We start from the raw sequence: 20,976 nt of genomic DNA on the forward strand, positions 1-20,976 counted from the left end.
CATGGTTGAGCATCATTCTGATGACCACGAGCCGGCCTTAAGATTGACAGATATCAATATTGATGTTATCTTTTTCGTGAACGTTTCACAGCCTTGGAGGAATCGGCGTTGGCAAACACTGTCACCTTGAGAGACATCGCGAGGGAGGCGGGAGTCTCAGTCGGCACCGTTTCGCGAGTCCTCAACAACCACGGTAACGTGACCGAAGAGACGCGCCAGCGCGTGCTACGCGCGGCCTCGCGGCTCGGCTACTTTAGCGGGGTGAGGCAGGGAGTGGGGGACGAAGAGCGGCCACCTGTTGAAGGGCGCGTTGTCAGAGAGATCGGCTTTCTCTTCTGCTCCTTTCTGCCCAAGACCACGGTTTCCACCAATCCATTCTGGTCGCATATCCTGCACGGTGTCGAGAGTGAGGCGCGGCGGGCCAATGTCAAAGTGACCTATCGCGCCATTAGCGAGATCCAGGAGGACCCTGATCGCCTGCTGACCACTATCTATGACATGCGTCTCGGGGGCATCTTGCTGGTCGGTCCGGCGGAGGCCGTCACCGTGCAGACCATCCAGCAGGCAGGCACGCCGCTGGTCCTCGTTGACAATTACGTTCCCCAGACCGATGCCGTCTTGGGGAATAACCTGGATGGCGCGCGCCAGGCCGTTGAATATCTGATCAGTCTGGGCCATCGCCGCATCGCCTTCATGGGTGGTCCTTTTGTGGAGAAGACAGGCCAGGAAGCGGAGCAGCATAGGCAGCGACCGCCGAGAAATCGCGTCTACACGATTGAGCGCCGTGCTCAGGGGTATCGTCTGGCCCTGCTGGAGGCTGGCCTGCCCATTGTGCCAGAGCTGTACGAGGATGGGGGCTTGTCGATGGAAGGGGGCTATCTGGCCTGCAAGCGGCTGCTGGAGCGCGGCGAGCAGTTCAGCGCGATTTTCTGTGCCAACGATGAGATGGCTGTAGGAGCCATGAAGGCCCTGCGCGAGGCCGGGCTACGTCTGCCCGAGGATATCTCTATAGTGGGCTTCGATGACATCGATATGGTAGAACACCTGACGCCGGCTCTGACGACGGTGCGCGTCAATAAGGAGGCTCTGGGCGCCGTGGCCTTGCGGCGGCTGCTCGCCTTGATCAGTCATCCCGACCCCGTGCACGTGGTCTCTATGCTAGACGTAGAGCTGGTGAAACGCGAGTCAGCTTGTGCTCCTCCTGCCTCTGTCCGCCACTGAACCTGGCTCGCTCCCGGCAGGCTGAGAAGGAAGCGCTGTGGTTCGTCCCTGAGCTGAGCAGGGATGCTGCCCGCCACCCCTCTTCTGGCCGATGCTCTGTCTGGGTCGCTGCATCCTGAACCTGGCTTGTTTGACGTGTCGGCTGATCCAGCCTTTGCGCCCTTTGCCAGGGCGGAAGTGCGTTGTTTGTCTGGATGCTTTTGTGTGAGGAACGATGGTCTCATTGATTCGCTCAGATCGCGTGCTGGTCTTCGCTGATCCGGCCTATCCACGAGCTTGCAGTCAGGCTCTCCTGCGCAAGCTACTGCCCGGCCCCTTTGAGGTCAGCGATGCGTCCCACCTGGCCCAGGCTCTGGAGGACGCTCCGCGTCTCCTGGTCTCATTTCACGGCCCCTATTTCCCAAAAGCCGCCTGGAATGCTCTGCTGCGCTTTCTGGAGCGCGGGGGCAACCTGGCCGTCTTCGGTGGTATGCCTTTTGCCCGGCCTGTTACCGCTGCTGGCGAGGTGGAACCGGAGCAGGATGTCTATGCGCGTCAGCTCTGCCTGGGACCGTTCTTTCCGGTCGATCTGGCGGCGAGCGGGGCCCAACCTGCTTCGCTCCGTCTGGTCGCTGCCCCGGAAGCACTCTTCCTGCGTGATTGTGCTCTTCCACTATCTTCTGAGCGCCCAGGACGCTTCTGGGCCTGTTATCCACGTTTGACGCAGACGTCCGACTACCCTGAAGAGATTGGCTCGGCGGGACCGTTCGATACGCTGCTGCGGCCACTGCTCTTCGCTGTCGCGACAACGCCCTATGGCGAGGAACGGCTGGCGACGCCGGCTTTTGTACTTGATCAGCTGGGGGGGCGCTTCCAGGGAGGGCGCTGGCTGCTCTCGCTGTGGGAGCCTGAGACTGCAGAGGACTGGCTGGCCCTGGCTGAACCTATTCAGCGTCTGCTGGCCCTGGCACTGGAAGATCCGCTCTGCTGCGCCGTTCGCCCAGTGCTAGCCTGTTATCGACCTGAAGAGGCGCCAGCGCTGGTGGTGACGCTGCCTGAGCGGCTGGATCTGGAGCTGCGTATCACGGTGACGCAGGCCGATGATGGCCAGGTTCTGCGTCGCTGGGATTTCGCAGCTCCGGCCTCACCGGTGCATTCCGAGCGCTATCTGCAGATGGCGCTGCCGCCCAAAGCCGGCCTCTATCGCGTGCACACCGAGTATCGGCCCGTGGGCGGCCAGTGGCTGAGCCAGGAGACAGGCTTCTGGATCTGGGATGAGGCGCTGATTGCGGCGACACGCGGCAAGCGCCTGGTGGCTGGGCGTGACTATTTTTATCAGGGCGAGCGCCTCTTTCTGGTCTGCGGAACAACCTATATGGATAGCCGCGTGCAGCGCAAGTACTGGCGCCTGCCGAATCCGGCCCGCTGGGAGCGCGAGATGGCCGAGATGAAGGCTGCCGGCATCAATCTACTGCGTACTGGCCTCTGGACAGCCTGGCGCGACGTGCTGCCGGTGGCCGGGGTGCCAACGGAGTCTTTTCTGCGCGCGCTCGATGCCTTTGTGCTGACAGCCTGCCGCCAAGAGCTGCAGGTCATCTTTACCTTCTTTGCCTTCTTTCCCCCTCTCTTCGATGGCCTGAACCCCTGGCTCGATCCGCGCTCGCTGGAGGCTCAGGAGCGCTTTCTCTCACTGCTAGCCCGCCGCTATGCACAGGTGGAGTTGCTGTCGTGGGACTTGATCAATGAGCCGAGCTTTGGCGATCCGGCTCGGGCCTTCGCTCAGCGTCCGTTGCCCAATTATGATCGCTACGAGCAGCAGGCTTTTGTACAGTGGCTCAAGGAGCGCTACACGCTGGAGCAGCTGCAGCTGCGCTGGCGCGAGACGCCGGCAGAGCTATCTTCCTGGGAGCAGCTGCGCCTGCCGCGCGAGGCCGACTATTCGACCTCGGTGCGCGATACGACGGCGCGCGCCATGCTGAAGGTGGCCGACTATACGCGTTTTTCGCAGGAGATGTTTGTGACCTGGGCGCGGCGCATGTATCGCGCCATTCGGGCCGCTGGTAGTCAGACCTTGATCGGCGTGGGCCAGGATGAGGCGGGGGCCCGCATCGCTCCGCAGTTCTATGCCACGGCTGTCGATTATACGACGACGCATCCCTGGTGGAATGTTGATGATCTGCTCTGGGACATGCTGCTCGACAAGACGCCGGAGCGGCCCAATCTGATCCAGGAGACGGGTGTGATGCTGGTGCGCGACGTCGATGGCCGTCCCTGGCGTACGGAGCAGGCCAATGCCTGGCTGCTGGAGCGCAAGCTGATCATGGGCCTGATGGCCAATGGGGCTGGCCTGATCCAGTGGCTCTGGCATACCAATGCCTACATGACCAGCGAGAACGAGAATAGCATCGGCCTGGTCCGCGCCGATGGCAGCGCCAAGCCGGAGCTGCTGGTGATGCGCGAGTTCTGTCGCCTGGCGGAAGCACTGGCGGATCAGCTGCAGGAGGCGCCGGAGCCTCCGCCGGTCTGGCTGGTGATCCCGTATAGCCAGTGGTTCGTGCGCCCGGACCTGGGTGCCCTGCCAACGCGCCAGGCGGTGCGAGCTTTGGCCTATGAGCTGGGCGTGATCCCGCAGCTCATTGGGGAGCAGCGCCTGGCCTCCGAGCTGGAGAGGACAGGGCATCGGCCCCAGCTGATCATCTTGCCTGCTCTGCAGCTCTGCGAGCCGGCGGCCTGGTTCGCTGTGCTTGATTATGTCCAGCGCGGTGGAACGGCCCTGGTGAGCGGCGTCGTTGGACGCGATATGCACAATCTGCCTTTCAATCCACATCTGAACTATGGTGCCGGACTGCCCGCACCAGAGCCGGTGGCTCCCTATGAGGTGCTGCGGCTTGAGGATGGCAGTCGCTATCAGTTGAGCTTTACACAAGAAAAGACAGGTTACGTGCGCAAGGCTCACAACGAGTTACGGGAGCTGCAGATGGGAGCCGGGCGCCTGCTCTGGGCGGGGCTGCCAGTGGAGCTGGCTGGCGAACTGGAGCCATTGGCGCGTCTCTATCAGCGAGCGCTGGGGAAGACGCCGCTGGAGCCGCTGCCTGAAGGATGGCGTCGGCCCTGGCTGTTGGTGCGTCGTCCGCTCAAAGAGGGAAGACTCTTGCTGGTGGCTTCCGAGGCCGGCGACGAGCAGCGCCTCTCGCTGGCAGAGGAGGGCCTGACGCTGGCAGTAGCCCCGCAGCGTGCGGGAGCTGTGCTATGGCGTCCGGGAGAGCCGCCGCGGCTCTTTGGTGGCTTGCGAGCTGTTGCAGCAGACGGACCAGCTCATGAGTGAAGGAAGACAGCGGGGAAGGATACTCTATCCGGGCATCTGCTTCCCCGCTGGCATCAAGCTATGGCTCTGGACAGAGTCCAGCTGTGCAGTTATACTATAACTAATTGCATACCTTCGGGAAGGCATGCCCCTCAGACAGCGAGCGAGGTAGCAGTTCGCTCATGCAGCTTGACCAGATCGGTAAGAAGAGGCAAGACCGGACATAAGTCCATCTACCGGACTGACCTGCTCCTCTCTGTTGAGGGAGATCTGGGCGGTGAGGGCGATGACTGCCTCACTGCCGTCCATTCATGCTGAAAGAGGCATTGCAAGCGACAAACGAATGAGAAGCAAGCCGTTGCCTCGTCGGGCCAGCAACGCTGCCGCCTGCCCTGTCGTTTGGTACCGCGAAGGTGAGGCCACTGCTCTGGAGAGTGCCCGGGGGCGCAGGACGTCTGTCCCTCTGTGAGTCCTCGCTTGTCGGACTGCGCTCTGCAGCTTCAGTATTCCTCGATGCGGGAACGTCGCAATTGATCCTGACTTCGCTTCAAGGAGGAATGCATGGCAACGGTCTCAGAGACGAGTCCCGTCACTGTACGCCGTATGGTCCCCATTCTGGCGGCGAGCACCGTCGGAACGGCCATCGAGTGGTACGATTTCTTCCTCTACGGTTTCCTCTCGGCGACGGTCTTTCCCAAGCTCTTCTTCCCGGAGCTGGATCCGGTTGCTGGGACGATCGCTTCCTTTACGACCAACTTTGTGGGCTTCTTTGCGCGTCCACTGGGTGGGGCCTTCTTCGGCTGGTTTGGTGATCGCGTGGGGCGGAAGTCGACGCTGATTGCGACGCTGTTGCTGATGGGGATCGCCACAGCGCTGATGGGCCTTCTACCAGGTCATGCTCAGATTGGTCTGGCGGCGCCCCTGATCCTTTCTGTGCTGCGCTTCTTGCAGGGGGCTGGCGTCGGTGGCGAGTGGGGGGGCTCAGTCCTGCTCTCGATGGAGTATGGCGACAATCGCCGTCGCGGCTTCTGGATGAGCTGGCCACAGACCGGTGTGCCGCTGGGGCTGGCGCTGGCGGCCATTGCTGTCCTGAGCTTTCAGGCCATTTTCCCTGGTGAGGCTTTCCTGTCGATCGGCTGGCGCATTCCCTTCCTGCTGAGCCTGCTGCTGATCCTGGTCGGCCTCTACATCCGTCTGCGCATTCTGGAGACGCCGGCCTTTCGTCGTGTCAAGGAGACGGGGCGCATCGCTCATGTGCCGCTGGTGGAGGTTTTCCGGCATTACTGGCGTGAGATCATCCTCTCGGCTCTGGTGCGCTCGGCTGAGCAGGCGCCGTTCTACCTGTTCACGACCTTCATCCTCTCCTATGGCTCCAAGACACTCAAAGTTGACTCCAGTGTCCTCTATGCTGGCCTGATTATCTCGGCAGTCTGCAGCCTGATCCTAATGCCGACCTGGAGCCATCTCTCAGATCGCTTCGGGCGCAAGCGCTGGTACATGATCGGCTGCGTCTTGATGGCCCTCTACGCTTTCCCGTACTTCCTGTTGCTGGAGACGCGCCTGCCGGTGGTGGTCCTGCTGGCGATGATCCTCTCGATCAGCTTCTGCCATGACTGGCTCTACGGTCCGCAGGCGGCCTTGATTTCGGAGCGCTTTGGAACGCGGCTGCGCTACAGCGGGGCTTCGCTGGGCTACCAGCTGGCCTCGATTACGGCGGGTGGCCCAGCCCCAATCCTGGCGACCTGGCTGGTAGCCAATACGCATACATGGCTGGGGAGCGGGACGCCGTCCTATACGCTGATTGCCGTCTTCATTATCTTCATGGCCGTGGTCTCCTTCATCTCGACAGCCCTGCTCGGGCGCGAACTGGCCGGTCAGGCTGCCGTGGAGGATGTGGGAGGTGAAGAAACCAGGCTAACGACTCAGGTGCAGTAAGTCCGGCCTGATCAGACTGGCTCAGCTTCCTCATGGAGAGGGAGCGACGGAGAGGCGGGTACCGCCGCAGCCCTATCTGCGGAGCTGGCCGCCTCTCCTCTTGTGCGATCCGCTGGAGGATGGCCCGGGTGGCGAGCCAGTGCCAGAGCCAGAGGAAATAGTGAGGGATGGGAGCAGCAAGACGTAGCCCTGTGCAATCATGGCCGCCGTCAGGAAGTAGAACAGGGCTTCCTCCAGGGGAACATTGCCGAGGGTGAGGCCCAGGATCAGCGTGGGCTGGAAGAACCAGATATGTTGAGCGATGGCCAGGCTATCGGTCAGGGTCAGGTAGCTGCCGACCAGAAGCACCGCCCAGGGCCAGCGTCGACGCCAGATCCAGAGCTTGCGCCAGCCGACGAGCCATTGCAGGCCCAGGATAGGCAAGGCCCAGGCCAGCAGGAAAAGCAGATAGGTAGCGTGCGCCATATTCGCTCAGACCCCTTTCCTGGTGGTAATCTCTTCCCCTGGGAGAGGAGGCACGGGAGTGGGACCAGAGCGCAGGAGGGCGTAGAGCAGCAAGGTAGTCAGCAGGGTTTCCAGCAGAGCGAAGAGATATTCTTCGAGGGGAATGAGCCAGAGACGCAGGCCCCAGGTCTGGGCGGGCGACCAGTTCCAGATGCCGCGAGCGACGGCGGCGTGATCCCAGGGGGCCATAGCCAGCAGGACGATCGCCGCAAGCAGGGCAGTCGTCAGCCAGTAGCGACGGCAGAGCAGGCGCCGGCCCAGCAGCAGTATCAGCGAGCCGATGGGCGCAAGCAGGAAGAGGAGCAGAAAGCCAGCGTAGGTCATTGCCGATTTCTCCCGAAGATGCAAGAGATGCACCATCATAACAGTAGAGGCACACCAGGGGCGAGGAAGGTCTCTCGCCAGGCCTCTCTTCTGAGTAAGACGCGTGCTGCGCGCTTTTCTGGCCCCAGGAGAAACGGGCTGCTGAAGCCAGGAGCTGGCCTCAACAGGCCCCGGTGAAGTCTCTGTCTTGCTCTCTCTGCTCGCTCCTGCTGCCTATGGTACGCCGCTGGTGGGTAGCTGTGCAAGCGCGGCGGGCAGCTCACGCCTCCGAACGCCTGCCGTCGTCGAAAGGCGAGCTGCCCACCTCCTCACGCAGCGGGGGGTAGGGGCAAGGGCGCACACTGCCGCGTGGGCGCCGTGTGCACGCCAGCGCAGCAGCACGCGCGACCCCGCTGCGTCAAGAGGCGCCCGCGTGACCCGAGCTGGCTGAGGAGCGCTGGCTCAACTCAAGGTCCCAGCATCACCAGACGCTCAACCGTCATCTCGCGGATGGCGTAGGCGGGGCCTTCCTTGCCGAAGCCGCTATCTTTCATACCGCCGTAGGGCATGCCGTCGGCGCGCGTACTGGAAGTACCATTGATAATCACTCCACCCACCTCCAGACGGCGAGCCAGCTCCAGAGCTGTTGCCAGCGAGGAAGTGTAGACCCCGGCCTGCAAGCCGTAGCGGCTGGCGTTGGCCGCCTCGATCGCCTCATCCAGCCGCTCAAAGCGCACAATGCTAACCACAGGAGCGAAGATCTCTTCACGCGTGATGCGCATTGGTGGCGCGACCTCATGCAGCAGTGTCGGCTGAAAGAGCGTTCCTGTACAGGTGCCGCCGACCAGCACGCGTGCCCCTGAGCGCAGAGCTTCCTCCACCAAGGCGCAGGCGCGCGCTGCCGCGCTCTCGCTGATCAGTGGCCCGACCTCTGTCGCCGGATCGGCGGGGTCGCCGCTCTTAAGGGCCGCTACCTGCGCGCTCAGGCGCTCCACAAACTCGCGCTCCACTGAGGTATGGACAAAGAGCGACTGGACTGACGTGCAGACCTGGCCGGCTTTGCGATAGCCGGCGTGGGCCACGTCGCGGGCCGCCCGCTCCAGATCGGCATCGGCGCAGATGATGGTCGCTGAGACGCTGCCCAGCTCCAGCGAGACTGGACGCAGACCCGTCTCGCGCTTGACGATCGCTCCCACCTCGGTTGAACCGGTGAAGGTGGTAAAGCCAATACGCGGATCGCGCAGGAGCCGCAGACCGACCTCGGAGCCGGAGCCATAGAGGACCTGCAGACGGCCCTCGGGTAGCCCGGCCTCGTCGAGGATCTGGGCCAGTAGCGCGGCTGTCAGCGGCGTCAACTCCGCCGGCTTAAGGATGACGGCGTTGCCGGCGGCCAGGGCCGGCCCGATCTTGTGACAGACCGTATTGAGCGGGGCATTGAAGGGCGTAATGGCCAGGACGATGCCCACTGGCACACGGATGGTCAAGGCCAGACGCTGCTCGAAGCCGGGGCTGGCGTCCAGAGGCACCACTTCGCCACCCAGGCGTAGAGCCTCCTGCGCGCAGAGGGTCAGCGTGACCACGGCCCGCGCAAATTCCTGTTCGACATCCTTGCGCGAGAAGCCCGTTTCGCGGCGCATGGTCTCCAGCACTGCGGTGCGGCGCTCTTCAAGCAGCGCCACCGCCCGCTGCAGGACCGCCGCCCGTTCGCGCGCCGGCCACGGGCGCCGCCTGGCCTGCTCTGCCGCCTGCAGCGCCTGCTCGATCTCGCGCTCGCCGGCCCGCGGCAGCTCGCCGATGACCTCGCCACTCCACTTGTCGCGCACAATAACCGCCCTGGCGGCAGCCGATGACTGACTCATCGTGCTCATCCTTCCTTCGTTCCTTCTTTCCTTCCTAGTGCTCTCCGCGTCCGCTTTGGCCGAAACCAGTTGATCCCGGCTACCCGGTGGGCGCTCTCTCTGTCTCGCTGACCAGCCCGACAGGCAGGCGGACGGGCGCCGGGCGAGCTGGCGACCGGCCCGGCCAGAGGGGCGAAGCGAAGAGCGAGAGCGGCGAACTAGCTGGCCCTATCAAGGGCGCGCCGCTCTCGGGACCACTGACCGGCGGCCCGTCCGGCGCGGCGTCCAAAGACCGAGCCGGCCATCAGACCGGCACCGCCCGGGTAGTTATGGTAGAAGAGGCCACCGACCAGCTCGCCGGCAGCGTACAGACCGGGCATTGGCAGATTGAGCCGGTCCAGTACGCGCCCATTGGGGTCAATGCGTAGCCCCCCGAAGGTGAACGTAATACCGCAGGTGACCGCGAAGGCGTAGTAGGGCGGCGTATCCAGCGGCTGGGCCCAGTTTGATTTTCTGGGGGTGATGCCGACCGTGCCCTTGCCGTCCTTGATGGCTGGATTAAACTTCACATCGCGCATCACCGCAGCGTTGAAGGTGGTGACCGTCTCCTCCAGGCCATCGGCATCGATTCCCGCCTTCTGCGCCAGCTCGCGAATCGTCAGAGCCTCGAAGCGCGAGACGCCGGGGGCAGTGTACTCATCCTTGCGCAGAAGCGGCTCAGTTTTGGCATCGAAGAGCTGGAAAGCGATGCCATCGGGTTGCTTCATGATCTCGGCGCCATAGCGAGCGTAGGTGTAGTTGCGGAAGTCGGCCCCCTCATCGAGGAAGCGCTTGCCCTGACTATTGACCACAATCCCCAGCGGATAGGACTGCTTGGTCAGCAGGTTGGTCAAGAAGCGATCACCGTGGGGAGGAGCGGCGACGTCCCAGGCCACCGAGTGACAGCCGCTCCAGTGGCCATAGGACTGCGCTCCCAGCGCCAGAGCGGCAAAGAGGACCTCGCCCGTATTGTAGGGCGTGCCACGCACACGGGCCAGATCCCAGCCAGGCCCCAGGTAGCAGGTACGAAGCTGCGGATTGGCCTCGAAGCCGCCCGCCGCCAGGACCACGGCACCGGCCCGAATACGCTGCCGCTCTCTGCCTGGTGGAGAGCAAATCACACCGCAGACTGCTCCCGTCATGTCGCATTCCAGATCAACAACCGGGCTGTTGAAGCGCACCTCGATGCCGCTGGCTGCCGCCGCCTGCAGATGCTGCTCGATCAATCCCTTGCCGCCGTTGACCGTGCCCAGGGCCAGCCCGCCCCAGAAACGGAACTCGCCATCAACCTGGAACGACTGGCGATCGTACATCAGGCGGAAGCGCAGTCCTTTCTGATGCAGCCAGCGAATGGTCTCAGCGGCCTCCTGCACCAGGATCGCCGTCAACTCAGGATCACAGCGACCTTTGGTGGTGCGCTGCATATCCTGCAGGAACTGCTCAGGCGTGTAGGGGGGGAGCGCGGTCCGCTGCAGAAAAGCCTCGTCGCGCTCGTCCAGGAGCGGCAGCAGTTCCTCCAGACTGGAGAAGGTGGTGCGGAAGGCGCCCGCTGTGAAATAGCTGTTGCCGCCTGCCCAGTCGCTGCCGGCCTTTTCCAGCACTAACACCTTGTCCACCTGCTCGCGCGCCGCATGCGCAGCGCTGAGGCCGGCGTTGCCGCCGCCGACCACGATGACATCGTAATACTCTGTCATTGGCCCTCCATTACCAGTTGTACCATTGCGCGCCCATCGCTCTGAATCAGTTTGGACGTCAGACGCTGGCTGATCGCCACATGAGCGGGATGCTGCATATAGCGCTCCCAGGCCTCCATATCGTCGAGATCAGCCACCAGCGCTACGGTGTACTGTTGATCGCGCGGACTGATGTTGCGCCCGGCTACCAGGCTGCGCAAGCCTGGCACCTGCCCGACGAGCGAGCGCCAGGCGGCGCACAACTCCTCTAGCTGCTCCGGCGTCGCCTCTGCGCGGGCCTTGCCAAGAAAGATATGGCGTATCACCTTGCTGTGTCCCTCCTTTCTCCTCGCCTGCCATGAAAGGCGCTGGGAGGTGGGGCCGTGATCCCCCCACCGACCTGCCTCGCTACATGGTTAGCCAGCCACCATCGACATAGAGCGTGATCCCCGTGATATAGGCCGACTCGTCGGAGGCCAGGAAGACCGCCGCCCCCGCCAGATCGCTCGGCTGCCCCACGCGCCCCATCGGAATATGAGCCAGCGTTGCCGCTAAAGATTGCGGATCGTCCAGCCGGTCCTTGCTCAGCTCCGTATAGATCGGGCCGGGGCCGATAGCGTTGACGCGAATATTGGCCTTGACCAGCGCCAGGGCCATCGCTTTGGTCAGGGTGCGTACCCCGCCTTTGCTGGTGCAGTAATGCACGGTCGTCGGGTTGACGCTCTCGGCATTGACCGAGGCGATATTGATGATCACGCCGCCGCCCTGCTCTTTCATGCGGCGGGCGAAAGCCTGCCCGCACAGGAAGGTTCCTTTCAGATTGATGTCCAGCACCCGATCCCATTCAGCTTCCGTGATCTCCAGAAAATCGTAACGTCCGATGACGCCGGCATTGTTGACCAGAATATCGACCCGCCCGAATTCGCGGACCGTCCAGGTGGCCAGCTCATTGACCTCCGTCGCATTGGTGACGTCGAGATGCTTTCCGACAACCCGTTGACCTGTCGCCTGAGCAAGCTCGGCGGCGGTCTGGCGGGCTGCCTCCTCCATGATGTCAGCAATCACCACGGAAGCCCCTTCGCGGGCATAGGCCTCGGCAATGGCCCGTCCGTTGCCGCGCGCCGCACCAGTGATCACAGCAATGCGCTCCTTCAAACGCTCTCCCATGATGGTGTCCAACTCCTTTCTAAAGACTGCTTCTCTCGATGGACGGCCTGTCGCCTGCCACAGCGCCAGGTGGACAGATGAACAGGCAGTCAGGCGGGAGGCGGCGGGCCGAGCCTGGAGCAGCCGGCCCGCTCCCCGCTGGCCGTGGCACTGATAGACGTCACATCTCCACTGCATGCCAGCGCGGCGACAGTCAGACGCCAGGGCTGGCAGATTCGTCGGGATGGTTGATCTCATCCTCGCGGCGGTCGCGCCGCTCCAGCTCGCCGGCGGGCACCGTCACCACGATGAAGAGCAGGTCCTCCAGGCCCGTATTGGCCAGAGAATGCACCACCCCGGGCGGAATGAAAATGGCCGTATGCGGCTCAACCACATATTGGCGCTCGCCCAGGCGCATCAGGCCACGCCCCTTGAGAATGTAGTAGACGTGCTCAGCCTCTTCGTGGACGTGATTCTCGGCGTAGCCGCGCGGCTGATAGAGCGAGAGCCGAAAATCAAAGTAGCGCGTCCGGCTGTTGTCCGGGTTCACCAGCAGCTTAGAGTAGGCTTCATGGTGCTGCGGCGGCTCGACCCAGACCAGCTCTTCGGCGCGGACCGGGCGCACCTCGTCGACCTCCTTGGGGATCGACGAGGGCCGCGGCTCAAAGGACGGCGAGGCACTCATAGCTGATCCTCCTGCCAGCCAAAATTGGGCAGCGGGTGGGGCAGCGGTGGCAGCTCCCAGCTGGCCGTGGCTGGCGGCCTGACCTCGCGATCGACGCGTACATCGAGCACCGTCGGGCGCCCGCTCGTCAGAGCCTGATGCAGGAGATCGCCCAGGTCGCCGGGACGCTCGACCAGATAGCCATCGGCCCCCATAGCCCGCGCCAGGGCCGCAAAATCTGCCGAGAAGAGGCGCCCGCTCTGCTCCTCGACGAAGCTTGTCACCAGCTCGCGCCCGCTGCCAAAGTAGCCGAGCTGCTGATCGCGGATCGAGCAATAGCCATAGTTGTTCCAGACCAGCCAGACCACCGGAATGGCGTATTCAACTGCCGTGGCGACTGTGCCCGGCCACATCAAGAAGCCGCCGTCGCCACAGACACTGACAACGCTGCGCTCCGGAGCGGCCAGCTTGGCCCCCAAAGCTCCGGCGACGCCAAAGCCCATCGAGGCGAAACCGAAGCTCTGCAACAGGGTGCGCGAGCGATAGGCCGGAAAAGCTGAGACCAGCCAGTTATGGTGCACCCCCACATCGGAGACAACGATAGCGTCCTCGGGCAGGGCGGCGCGCAGCTCACTGATGACGCGCTCGGGTCGCAGAGGGACTGCCTCCGAGCGGCGCGGCTCATTGACGTGCGCCTCCCATTTGCGTTGCCACTCCCCAATCTTCTCCAGCCAGCTGCGGCGCGCCGCAGCTCTCGTCTCCAACGCCGTGGTAGCACACGCTGACAGGGCCTCCAGCAGCTGGCGCAGCACCGTCCTGATGTCGCCGACAATACCGACTGTCGGCTGATAGTTTCTGCCGATCTCGCTGGGATCGATATCGACATGGATCAGCCTGGTAGGCGGAATGCGGTAAGTAAAGCCCGGCAGCCAGGAGCTGGTCGAGCGATCGTCGAAGCGTGTCCCCAGGGCCAGAATGACATCGGCGTGGCGGGTGGCCGCATTGGCCGGATAGCTCCCGTTGCGTCCTGTGGCTCCCAAGCTCAGCCGATGGCGCGCATCGATGACGCCCTTGCCGAGTGGAGTGGTGACCACCGGAATCGACAACTGCTCGGCCAGGCGCAGCAGCTCCGACTCGGCCTGGCTTAGCTCGACACCGTGTCCCGCCACAATCACCGGGCGCTGGGCAGAGAGCAAGAGACGCAGGGCTTCCTGCAGATCGGCGGGATCAGCCCCGGCGCGCGAAGCAATGGGGCAGTCCCATAGCTCGCGCTCAGCCTCCTCGCGCTCCACGGTCTCCACAAAGACATTGAGCGGTACATCGAGGTGGACCGGCCCCGGGCGCCCGCTCAGCATCAGCGTATAAGCCTGGCGCAGTGCCAGCGGTAGCATGTCGGCCCGCGTCGGCTGAAAGCTGCGCTTGACGTAGGGGCGCAGTACGTTGACAAACTCCCCCTGGAAATAGCGACCGCTCTCCTGAAAGGGGCCACGGTTCCACTGTGAGGTGGGAACGTTGCCAGTGATGGCCAGGAAGGCCGACGAATCCATGAAGGCCGAAGCGATCGCCGGCACCAGGTTGGTAGAGCCGGGGCCGCAGGATGTGAAAGTCGCAACCGGCCTCTGGGCCACGCGGAAGTAGGCGTCGGCCATGAAGGCGGCGCAGGCCTCATGGTGCACAGAGATAGCTTTCAGCTCGTCCCGGCGGTCATAGACGGCATCCAGAAAGCCGAGGATGCCGTGACCACAGAGACCAAAGACATAGGGGACGCCGCGCCTGATCAGAAAATCAACGATCAGTTCCGCCCCCTTGATCGCTGCCATTGATAATCAACCCTCCTCCTGCTGATGGAATGATGAACTGCCGGCTGCTCTGCTGCGGCTGGGGTGCTCGCTCAGACGCGCTCGGCCGGTTCTGCTTCAATCAGGCCGGGGCCTTAGCTGCTCGCCATTGGGCTGGCCCGCCCGACGTAGGACTCTACCAGGCGTGGGTCATGCAGCAGCTCGGCGGCGGGGGCCACGCGCGTAATGTGGCCATCCTCGAAGACATAGCCACGCTGGGCGAAGCGCAGGGCCGCGTAGGCATTCTGCTCGACCACAAAGACCGTCAGGCCGCCGGCATGTAAGGCCCGCAGGGCCTGGTACAGCTCGCCAACCACCCGCGGGGCCAGACCGGTCGATGGCTCGTCAAGGATCAGCAGCCGCGGATGGGTCATCAAAGCCCGTCCAACCGTGACCATCTGCTGCTCGCCACCGGAGAGCAGTCGACAGCGAGTCTGGCGCAGGCGCTGCAGCTTGGGAAAGATCTGGTAGATGTAGGCCAGGCGCTGGCGAAGGTCAGCCCTGCTGGCGCGGTAGGCGCCAATCTCCAGGTTCTCCTCGACGGTCATCTCGGGAAAGAGTGCGCGCCCCTCGGGTACGTAACCGATGCCCAGGCGTACGCGCTCAAAAGGTGGCAGGCGGGCCAGATCGCGACCTGCAAAGAAGACCTGGCCGCCGCTCAGCGGCAGCTGGCCCATGATCAGGCGCAGCAGGGTCGTCTTGCCAGCTCCATTGGCGCCGACCGCGGCCACTGCCTCGCCCTCGGCGATGCTCAGACTGACCTCATGGACGACGGTGCGACCATGATAGCCGCCCGAGACCTGCTGTAACTGAAGCAACTCAGGCATTGACCGGCGCCTCCTCTCCCGTGCCCAGGTAGGCCTCGATCACCGCGGGATTGCGCAGAACTTCGTCAGGGCGGCCCTGGGCGATAGTGGTGCCGAAGTCGAGTACATAGACATGATCGGCAATGGGCATAATGGCGGGCACCACATGCTCAATCGCCACTACGGCGCAGCCCGCCGCTACCGCCTCGCGCAGCAGCGCATGCACGAGATGGATCTCCTCGGGCGACATCCCGGCCATCACCTCATCGAGGAGCAACACGCGCGGACGCAGCATCAAGGCCCGTCCGATCTCCAGGAAACGGAGCTGACCCGGCGGCAGGCCCTCGGGCGAGGCATCCCACTGCTCGCGCAGGGCCAGGCGCTCTAGCATCTGGGTAGCCGTCCTGATGGTCTCCTCCTTCGGGATGCCCGCCGCCAGAGCCGGCAACAGCAGGGTCTCCCAGGCCGTCAACGAAGGGAAAGGCCGACAGGTCTGGAAGGTACGCGCGATGCCGGCCCGCGCAATGCGATAGGGAGCCAGACGGTTGAGGAGCGTCTCACCAAAGCGAATGGTCCCGCCGTTGCAGCGGTCGAAGCCCGTGATCAGGTTAAAGAGGGTGGTCTTGCCGGCCCCGTTGGGACCAATCACGGCGACGATCTGCCCGCTGCGAGCTTCCAGATTGACCCGGTTGAGGGCTGTCAGGCCACCGAAGCGCCGGGTAATCTCCTCGCAGCGCAGCGCCGGCTCTCCTGTCCTGCTGACCGCGGCGGGGAAAAGTGCCCGCCGCGCCTCAGCCTCTATCATTGGAGGCGGCCCCCATACCGGACGGCGTCGCAGCCAGCCGAAACGCTGGAAGAGCGAGACCAGGCCGCCCGGCATCCAGAGCACGGCGATCAAGATCAAGGCCCCCAGAATAATTTGCTGCTGCTGTGGGAACTGGGCCCAGAGGGCATTGCTGATCAACGAAATGACCACTGCGCCCAGCAGCGGCCCCCAGAGCGTGCCAATCCCGCCGAAGAGCACCATCAGGATCGTCTGCAGCTCATAGGTGTTGTTGAAGGCGCTGCCGGGATCGATGAAGCCCACGTTCCACACATAGAGCGCGCCCGCCAGGGCGGCCAGGCCGGCGCTCAGGCAGAAAGCCACCACCTTGCTCGCGTTGGTATTGATCCCCGAAGCCTCGGCGGCCTTCTCGTCGTCGCGCAAGGCCAGCAGGCGTAGCCCCAGCGGCGAACGCAGCAGCCAGGCCGTCAGCAGAACGGACCCCACTGCGCAGGCCAGCATGACCAGGGCGGTCTCCTGGGTGCTACCCACGATGGGCACTGGCTCGCCCATGCTCCCGCCTACCAGTGGCGTCGAGGTGGCGATCAAGGCCCCGATGTGGCTCAGCCCGAACATCCCCAGGGCGAAAAAGATGCCCTGCAGGCGCAGCATCACCGTCCCCAGCGGCAGGGCCAGGAGCACTGCCGCCAGGACCGCCCCCAGCGCCGCCAGGTACCAATCCCACTGCCAGGCGATCTGGCAGGTTGCGGCCACATAGGCCCCGATGCCGAAGAAGCCCACCTGGCCGAAGGAGACGTAGCCGCTCAGCCCGCTGATAATATTCCAGGCATAGGCCAGGACCACGAACAGGCAGGTGGAGAAGAGGAGCTGGGCCTGATCGCCGTTCCCGAAGAGCGCAATCAGAACCCCGGCAACGACGGCCACCCCGAAAATCAGCCAGGCGCCTTCTTGCTTGAAGAGTCCTGTGGCTCGCCACCCGGGAAAGGTCGGCCTGATGTGCCTCCGTCTCATATGCGCCCCCTTTGGCCAAGCAGGCCCTGCGGTCGCACAATCAGCACCAGAATAAAGATCACGTAGATCACCGCTGAGGCGGCGCTGGCGCCCAGAAAGTAGCTGCTGCTCACCTCGATCACTCCCAGGAGAATGGCGGCCAGGAGGGCGCCCAGGTAATTGCCGAGGCCACCGAGGGCGATCAGGGTAAAAGCCTGGACCGTCATGAAGCCGCCAGAAGCAGCCTGCACTGGGATCAGGACCACTGTCAGAGCGCCGGCGGCGCCAGCCATCGCCGCCCCCAGGGCAAAGGTCAGCAGGCGAATGCGTCCCGTGTTCAGGCCACAGCTTGCCGCTCCCAGCTCCGACTGAGCGGTGGCCCGTACCAGCCGCCCTGAGCGTGTGCGTGTCAGCCAGAGCTGGACAGCGAAGGCCAGGGCAAAGGCCAGCAGCGATGAGACCAGCAAGGACTCCGGGAAGAAGAGCGCCCCCAGGTGCACCGCCGATTGAAAGAACGGGACCGACTGGTACTGACCGCCCCAGATGAGCAGGGCGATGTTCGAGATGATTGAGGAGAGGCCGAAGGTAATGAGCAGCGTACGCAGCTCACCCTGTGGAGCCGTTGTCTCTACCCGGGCCAGCAGGCCACGGTAGACCAGGCCGCCGACGAGCAGGAAGAGGAGAGTGGCCACAGGGATAGCCAGGGCTGGCCCGGCCCGAAAGGCGCCATAGAGGGTCACGGCCAGCAAACCGGCCACGACAATGAAGTCGCCGTGGGCCAGATTGACGACCTTCATGACGCCGTAGATCAGATTGAGGCCGGAGGCCATCAGCAGGTAGACTCCGCCCCACATGATGCCGGTGAGCAGGAGCAACAGATAGGTCTGGAGCTGGAGCATCGTTAGCGTTTCCCCCTGTTTCTGGCTCAGATGTGCCTGTCTGCCCCGCGCGGAGCGACATAGTGCCGGCTCTACTCCAGCATTTACCAGTTCGGATGCGGCAACTGCACCGGGCTGGTAGCCACCGCTGGCGGCCAGACCAGTTCCTGCTTACCGTTCTGCCACTGCAGCACGTAGGACTGATAACCCAGCTGCTGACCAAGGTTGTTCAGCTTGAACTCGCCGGCCACTGTCTGCAAGTCGAGCTTGAGGTAGGCATCGCGGATCTTGGTCTGATCGAGGCTGCCGGCCATTTTGACGGCTGCCGCCAGGGCCTGCATCGTGGCGTAGGCCATTGCCGCATGATAGTCGGGGTCGCGCCCAAAGCGGGCACGGAAGTTCTGGACGAACTCGGCGTTGCCGGCGGTCTTGAGCGTCGGGAACCAGAGCGTTGTCCCCAGGATGCCATTGGCAGCGTTGCCCAGAGCGCTGCCAAATTCCGGCTCGACCGGCCCGATACTGAAGGCGAAGAGCTTGGCGTTGACGTTGGAGGCGCGGGCGGCGCGGATGATGCCTTCGGCGTCAGCCAGATAGGTGGCACCGATGATCATGTCCGGCTTGGCGGCGCCGGCCTTGAGAACAAGGGCGGTGAAGTCATTGGTGTCGGCGGGATAGGTTGCTTCGAAAACCACGCGAATGCCGCGCGCTGCAGCCTCTTGCTTGATGCCCTGGGCCAGCTCAAGTGGAAAGGCGGTATCCTGGATCAGCAGGGCCAGCGTCTTGTAGCCTTTGGTGGCCGCCAGGTCGATGACGGGAATCATGTAGCGAGGGGTCTGGGTAATCGACTGCACCAGGTAGGGGTAGCGTCCGCTGAATGGCTCCAGGTTGGCGGCCATTGCGGGCATGGCCATCTTGTAGCGCGTCACCAGAGGGGCGATGGCCGAGGTCAAGTCGGTCTGGTAAGGCCCAACCAGCAGGTCTACTTTGTCACTGGTGATGAGGCGCTGGTAGAGCTGCACAGCGGTCGAGGCGCTGCCCTGATCATCATAGTAGACCAGCTGCACTTTGCGCCCCAGTAGTCCCCCTTGGGCGTTGATGGCGTCGGCGCCAAGCTGGTAGCCCTGCAGATCAAACTTGGCCGGGGCGGATTGCGGCCCGGTTTCTGTAATGGAGAAGCCGATGCGGATCGGGGCCGAGCTCGAAGCACCGCCGCCGGAGGTGGAGGAGGCGCAGGCCGAAAGCGCCAGGGCGATCAATAGCAGGCAAGCGATGAGGGCATGGCCGATGGGACGACGGGGCGCGCGCAATCGCTGAAATAGTGCCATGTCGAGACACCTCCTTGTGATGATTGGATAGGGCCGCCTTGGTTCATGCGTTCGTCCGTTCGATAGAGCTGGAGGCTCTTTCCTCCTGCACTTCTGTCAAGGCCCGACCTTGACAGATCGTGCTGCCGGCGTGGCGCTCGCTGCCGCGGGACAGGCAAGCTTGCTTGCTAGACGCTAGACGAGTAGGCGCAGGCTGCTCTGCCACACCCCAGAAGAGCGGAAGTGGACAGGGCAGGGAGTAAAGGATCGGTAGAGCGATCCGCCGAGCACGACTTGATCGTCCTCAGATGCATCTCCTTGCCATGATGGGCGCTTTCCCGCTCGTCCTCTTGTATGCCCAATAGGGCATACTGCTGTATGTACAAGCACCATAGAACGATTGGCTCTTGCGCCAATCAGCCTCGTCTCCTCTCCTGAGCCAGGTGGGCGGGAGTGCCTCAGCCAATCTGCTGATGCTGAGCTGATCCTCGAAGGGGCCGCAGCCAGGGCTGCTACGCCGTGCTTGATTGTCAGAAACCTGGCTCGCCACATCACAAACCTGTCACTGTATACAGTCGTATACAGTTGTACAACAGTTATATACACTGGCGAGAGGGCCTTGTCAAGGGGGAGGTTGCTGGCAGAAACGTGTTCGTTGGGCCGCTGCTAGAGAGGGTAGAAGCGGTATCTGCTCCCTCTCAGGAATTTCCGGCTCTCTTGACAGTGTCTTGCATACGGATGTATACAATTATGGAGGGCAAGGAAAGCTCTCCATCACACTTCTCTCTCAGGAAAGCGGGTGAAGCACATGCCTCTCTCTCGAATCCAGCTCCCGGGTGAGCGCTCCCGTGCCCAGGAACTGTATGAATTTCTGCGCAATGCTATTCTTGACGGAACCTTAGAGCCGAATGAGCGGCTTGTTGAAGAGAATATCGCCGCGCTAGCCTCAGTCAGTCGCACGCCGGTGCGGGAGGCGTTGCGCAAGTTGGAAGCGGACAATCTGGTGAGGGACACTGGTCAGGGGATTGTGGTAGGAACCACCTCGCCAGAGGAGTTAGAGGAATTGTGCGCGGTGCGTGAGACGCTGGAGGGGATGGCTTCGCGGCTGGCGGCGCGTTTGCGTTCAGAGCTGGAGGTGGCTAGTTTGCGGCGTATTCTGGAGGAGTATCGGGAGGCGACGCAGCAGCGCGATGTTGAGCGGCTGGTAGTGCTCAACCACGCCTTTCACGAGACCATCTGGCAGGCGGCGCGCAATCGCTATCTGTTCCGTGAGCTGACGAATCTGCGCGACCTGATTGAGCGCTTACAGAAGACGACGCTGGATAGGCCGGAGCGCCAGCAGGCGGCTCTGCCAGAGCACGAGGCGCTTTTTGAGGCCATTGTGCGGCAGGATGAGGATGAGGCCGAGCGTCTGGCTCGCCAGCATTTCCGCGAGGCGATGGCGATCCGCCTGATGATGGCCCGGCTGGCGCAGAAGCGGCTGTAGTCAGCCGGCTTCTCTCCTGGGCTGGGGGAGTAATCGGTCTGCTCTTTTCCTGCCCTGTCCTGAACGGTGCCTTGCTTCCGTTGTTGTGGTCCTCCTGCTGCGTCGGTACACGGCGCGGGGGAATTTTTTTGGTGTGGGCAACGCCGGGCCGTCGCCCCTGGAGGAGGTGGGATGAGTGGCGGCCTGGGGTATGGAGAGCGGGCGAGCTGGAGGGTATTGGGCGAGGGCTGGGAACACGGGCTTCCTTTCTCTCTTCGTGGCCGGGTGAGGATCTCCATCGTTCT

The 20,976-nt window shown here is 63.4% G+C and carries 16 protein-coding genes; 4 read left to right on the forward strand and 12 right to left on the reverse strand.

What is annotated here, in order from left to right; all coding sequences use genetic code 11:
• The first annotated feature begins 108 nt into the window (after positions 1-108).
• The 3 genes from A4R35_RS19480 (at position 109) to A4R35_RS19490 (ending at position 6,439) form a co-directional block, all read left to right on the forward strand.
• On the forward strand, positions 109-1,221 hold the full coding sequence (locus A4R35_RS19480; protein WP_112432334.1) for a LacI family DNA-binding transcriptional regulator: 1,113 nt from the start codon (positions 109-111) through the stop codon (positions 1,219-1,221).
• Between the two features lie 214 nt (positions 1,222-1,435).
• Positions 1,436-4,525: a beta-galactosidase gene (locus A4R35_RS19485; protein WP_112432336.1), complete on the forward strand. Its 3,090-nt coding sequence runs from the start codon at positions 1,436-1,438 to the stop codon at positions 4,523-4,525.
• A 540-nt stretch (positions 4,526-5,065) separates the two neighbouring features.
• Positions 5,066-6,439: an MFS transporter gene (locus tag A4R35_RS19490; RefSeq protein ID WP_112432338.1), complete on the forward strand. Its 1,374-nt coding sequence runs from the start codon at positions 5,066-5,068 to the stop codon at positions 6,437-6,439.
• 72 nt (positions 6,440-6,511) lie between these two features.
• Here A4R35_RS19490 and A4R35_RS19495 read toward each other — a convergent pair whose 3' ends face one another.
• From A4R35_RS19495 to A4R35_RS19550, 12 genes are all read right to left on the reverse strand, one after another.
• Positions 6,512-6,904 carry a lycopene cyclase domain-containing protein gene (locus tag A4R35_RS19495; RefSeq protein ID WP_112432340.1) on the reverse strand — a complete coding sequence of 131 codons (393 nt, stop codon included), beginning with the start codon at positions 6,902-6,904 and terminating at the stop codon, positions 6,512-6,514.
• 6 nt (positions 6,905-6,910) lie between these two features.
• Positions 6,911-7,267, reverse strand: a complete 357-nt coding sequence (locus A4R35_RS19500) for a lycopene cyclase domain-containing protein (protein WP_189362057.1) — start codon at positions 7,265-7,267, stop codon at positions 6,911-6,913.
• 446 nt (positions 7,268-7,713) lie between these two features.
• Complete coding sequence (locus A4R35_RS19505; RefSeq protein ID WP_112432344.1) at positions 7,714-9,114, reverse strand: aldehyde dehydrogenase family protein; 1,401 nt, start codon at positions 9,112-9,114, stop codon at positions 7,714-7,716.
• A gap of 188 nt (positions 9,115-9,302) precedes the next feature.
• A complete protein-coding gene (gene tcuA, locus A4R35_RS19510) occupies positions 9,303-10,817 on the reverse strand; it encodes an FAD-dependent tricarballylate dehydrogenase TcuA (protein ID WP_112432346.1) in 1,515 nt (504 codons plus the stop codon).
• Positions 10,814-11,122, reverse strand: a complete 309-nt coding sequence (locus A4R35_RS19515) for a Dabb family protein (RefSeq protein WP_112432348.1) — start codon at positions 11,120-11,122, stop codon at positions 10,814-10,816. The genes tcuA and A4R35_RS19515 overlap by 4 nt, the downstream gene beginning before the upstream one ends.
• Before the next feature lie 82 nt (positions 11,123-11,204).
• Positions 11,205-11,963, reverse strand: a complete 759-nt coding sequence (locus A4R35_RS19520; RefSeq protein WP_112432350.1) for an SDR family NAD(P)-dependent oxidoreductase — start codon at positions 11,961-11,963, stop codon at positions 11,205-11,207.
• Positions 11,964-12,156: 193 nt separating this feature from the next.
• A complete protein-coding gene (locus A4R35_RS19525; protein ID WP_112432352.1) occupies positions 12,157-12,627 on the reverse strand; it encodes a cupin domain-containing protein in 471 nt (156 codons plus the stop codon).
• Entirely contained in the window at positions 12,624-14,426 is a 1,803-nt protein-coding gene (locus tag A4R35_RS19530) for a thiamine pyrophosphate-binding protein (RefSeq protein WP_112432354.1), read from the reverse strand. The genes A4R35_RS19525 and A4R35_RS19530 overlap by 4 nt, the downstream gene beginning before the upstream one ends.
• 113 nt (positions 14,427-14,539) lie before the next feature.
• Positions 14,540-15,271: an ABC transporter ATP-binding protein gene (locus A4R35_RS19535; protein WP_112432356.1), complete on the reverse strand. Its 732-nt coding sequence runs from the start codon at positions 15,269-15,271 to the stop codon at positions 14,540-14,542.
• On the reverse strand, positions 15,264-17,045 hold the full coding sequence (locus tag A4R35_RS19540; RefSeq protein WP_112432358.1) for a branched-chain amino acid ABC transporter ATP-binding protein/permease: 1,782 nt from the start codon (positions 17,043-17,045) through the stop codon (positions 15,264-15,266). Before A4R35_RS19540 ends, A4R35_RS19535 begins: the two co-directional genes overlap by 8 nt.
• The gene (locus tag A4R35_RS19545) at positions 17,042-17,923 is read right to left on the reverse strand and encodes a branched-chain amino acid ABC transporter permease (protein ID WP_112432360.1); all 882 of its coding nucleotides are present in this window, start codon (positions 17,921-17,923) and stop codon (positions 17,042-17,044) included. Before A4R35_RS19545 ends, A4R35_RS19540 begins: the two co-directional genes overlap by 4 nt.
• 83 nt (positions 17,924-18,006) lie before the next feature.
• Entirely contained in the window at positions 18,007-19,227 is a 1,221-nt protein-coding gene (locus A4R35_RS19550) for an amino acid ABC transporter substrate-binding protein (RefSeq protein ID WP_112432362.1), read from the reverse strand.
• A gap of 787 nt (positions 19,228-20,014) precedes the next feature.
• On the opposite strand from A4R35_RS19550, the gene A4R35_RS19560 reads away from it, so the two are divergent.
• On the forward strand, positions 20,015-20,692 hold the full coding sequence (locus A4R35_RS19560; protein WP_112432366.1) for a GntR family transcriptional regulator: 678 nt from the start codon (positions 20,015-20,017) through the stop codon (positions 20,690-20,692).
• Positions 20,693-20,976: the final 284 nt, after the last annotated feature.

The sequence above is a fragment of the Thermogemmatispora tikiterensis genome, from assembly GCF_003268475.1.
Classification (GTDB): domain Bacteria; phylum Chloroflexota; class Ktedonobacteria; order Ktedonobacterales; family Ktedonobacteraceae; genus Thermogemmatispora; species Thermogemmatispora tikiterensis.

Excerpts from the sequence above, each read along its gene's own strand:
- A4R35_RS19490 (WP_112432338.1), top strand. The coding sequence starts at position 5,066 with ATGGCAACGGTCTCAGAGACGAGTCCCGTCACTGTACGCCGTATGGTC.
- A4R35_RS19485 (WP_112432336.1), top strand. The coding sequence starts at position 1,436 with ATGGTCTCATTGATTCGCTCAGATCGCGTGCTGGTCTTCGCTGATCCG.
- A4R35_RS19535 (WP_112432356.1), bottom strand. The coding sequence starts at position 15,271 with ATGCCTGAGTTGCTTCAGTTACAGCAGGTCTCGGGCGGCTATCATGGT.
- A4R35_RS19525 (WP_112432352.1), bottom strand. The coding sequence starts at position 12,627 with ATGAGTGCCTCGCCGTCCTTTGAGCCGCGGCCCTCGTCGATCCCCAAG.
- A4R35_RS19545 (WP_112432360.1), bottom strand. The coding sequence starts at position 17,923 with ATGCTCCAGCTCCAGACCTATCTGTTGCTCCTGCTCACCGGCATCATG.
- A4R35_RS19530 (WP_112432354.1), bottom strand. The coding sequence starts at position 14,426 with ATGGCAGCGATCAAGGGGGCGGAACTGATCGTTGATTTTCTGATCAGG.
- tcuA (WP_112432346.1), bottom strand. The coding sequence starts at position 10,817 with ATGACAGAGTATTACGATGTCATCGTGGTCGGCGGCGGCAACGCCGGC.
- A4R35_RS19560 (WP_112432366.1), top strand. The coding sequence starts at position 20,015 with ATGCCTCTCTCTCGAATCCAGCTCCCGGGTGAGCGCTCCCGTGCCCAG.
- A4R35_RS19505 (WP_112432344.1), bottom strand. The coding sequence starts at position 9,114 with ATGAGCACGATGAGTCAGTCATCGGCTGCCGCCAGGGCGGTTATTGTG.
- A4R35_RS19495 (WP_112432340.1), bottom strand. The coding sequence starts at position 6,904 with ATGGCGCACGCTACCTATCTGCTTTTCCTGCTGGCCTGGGCCTTGCCT.
- A4R35_RS19520 (WP_112432350.1), bottom strand. The coding sequence starts at position 11,963 with ATGGGAGAGCGTTTGAAGGAGCGCATTGCTGTGATCACTGGTGCGGCG.
- A4R35_RS19550 (WP_112432362.1), bottom strand. The coding sequence starts at position 19,227 with ATGGCACTATTTCAGCGATTGCGCGCGCCCCGTCGTCCCATCGGCCAT.
- A4R35_RS19540 (WP_112432358.1), bottom strand. The coding sequence starts at position 17,045 with ATGAGACGGAGGCACATCAGGCCGACCTTTCCCGGGTGGCGAGCCACA.
- A4R35_RS19500 (WP_189362057.1), bottom strand. The coding sequence starts at position 7,267 with ATGACCTACGCTGGCTTTCTGCTCCTCTTCCTGCTTGCGCCCATCGGC.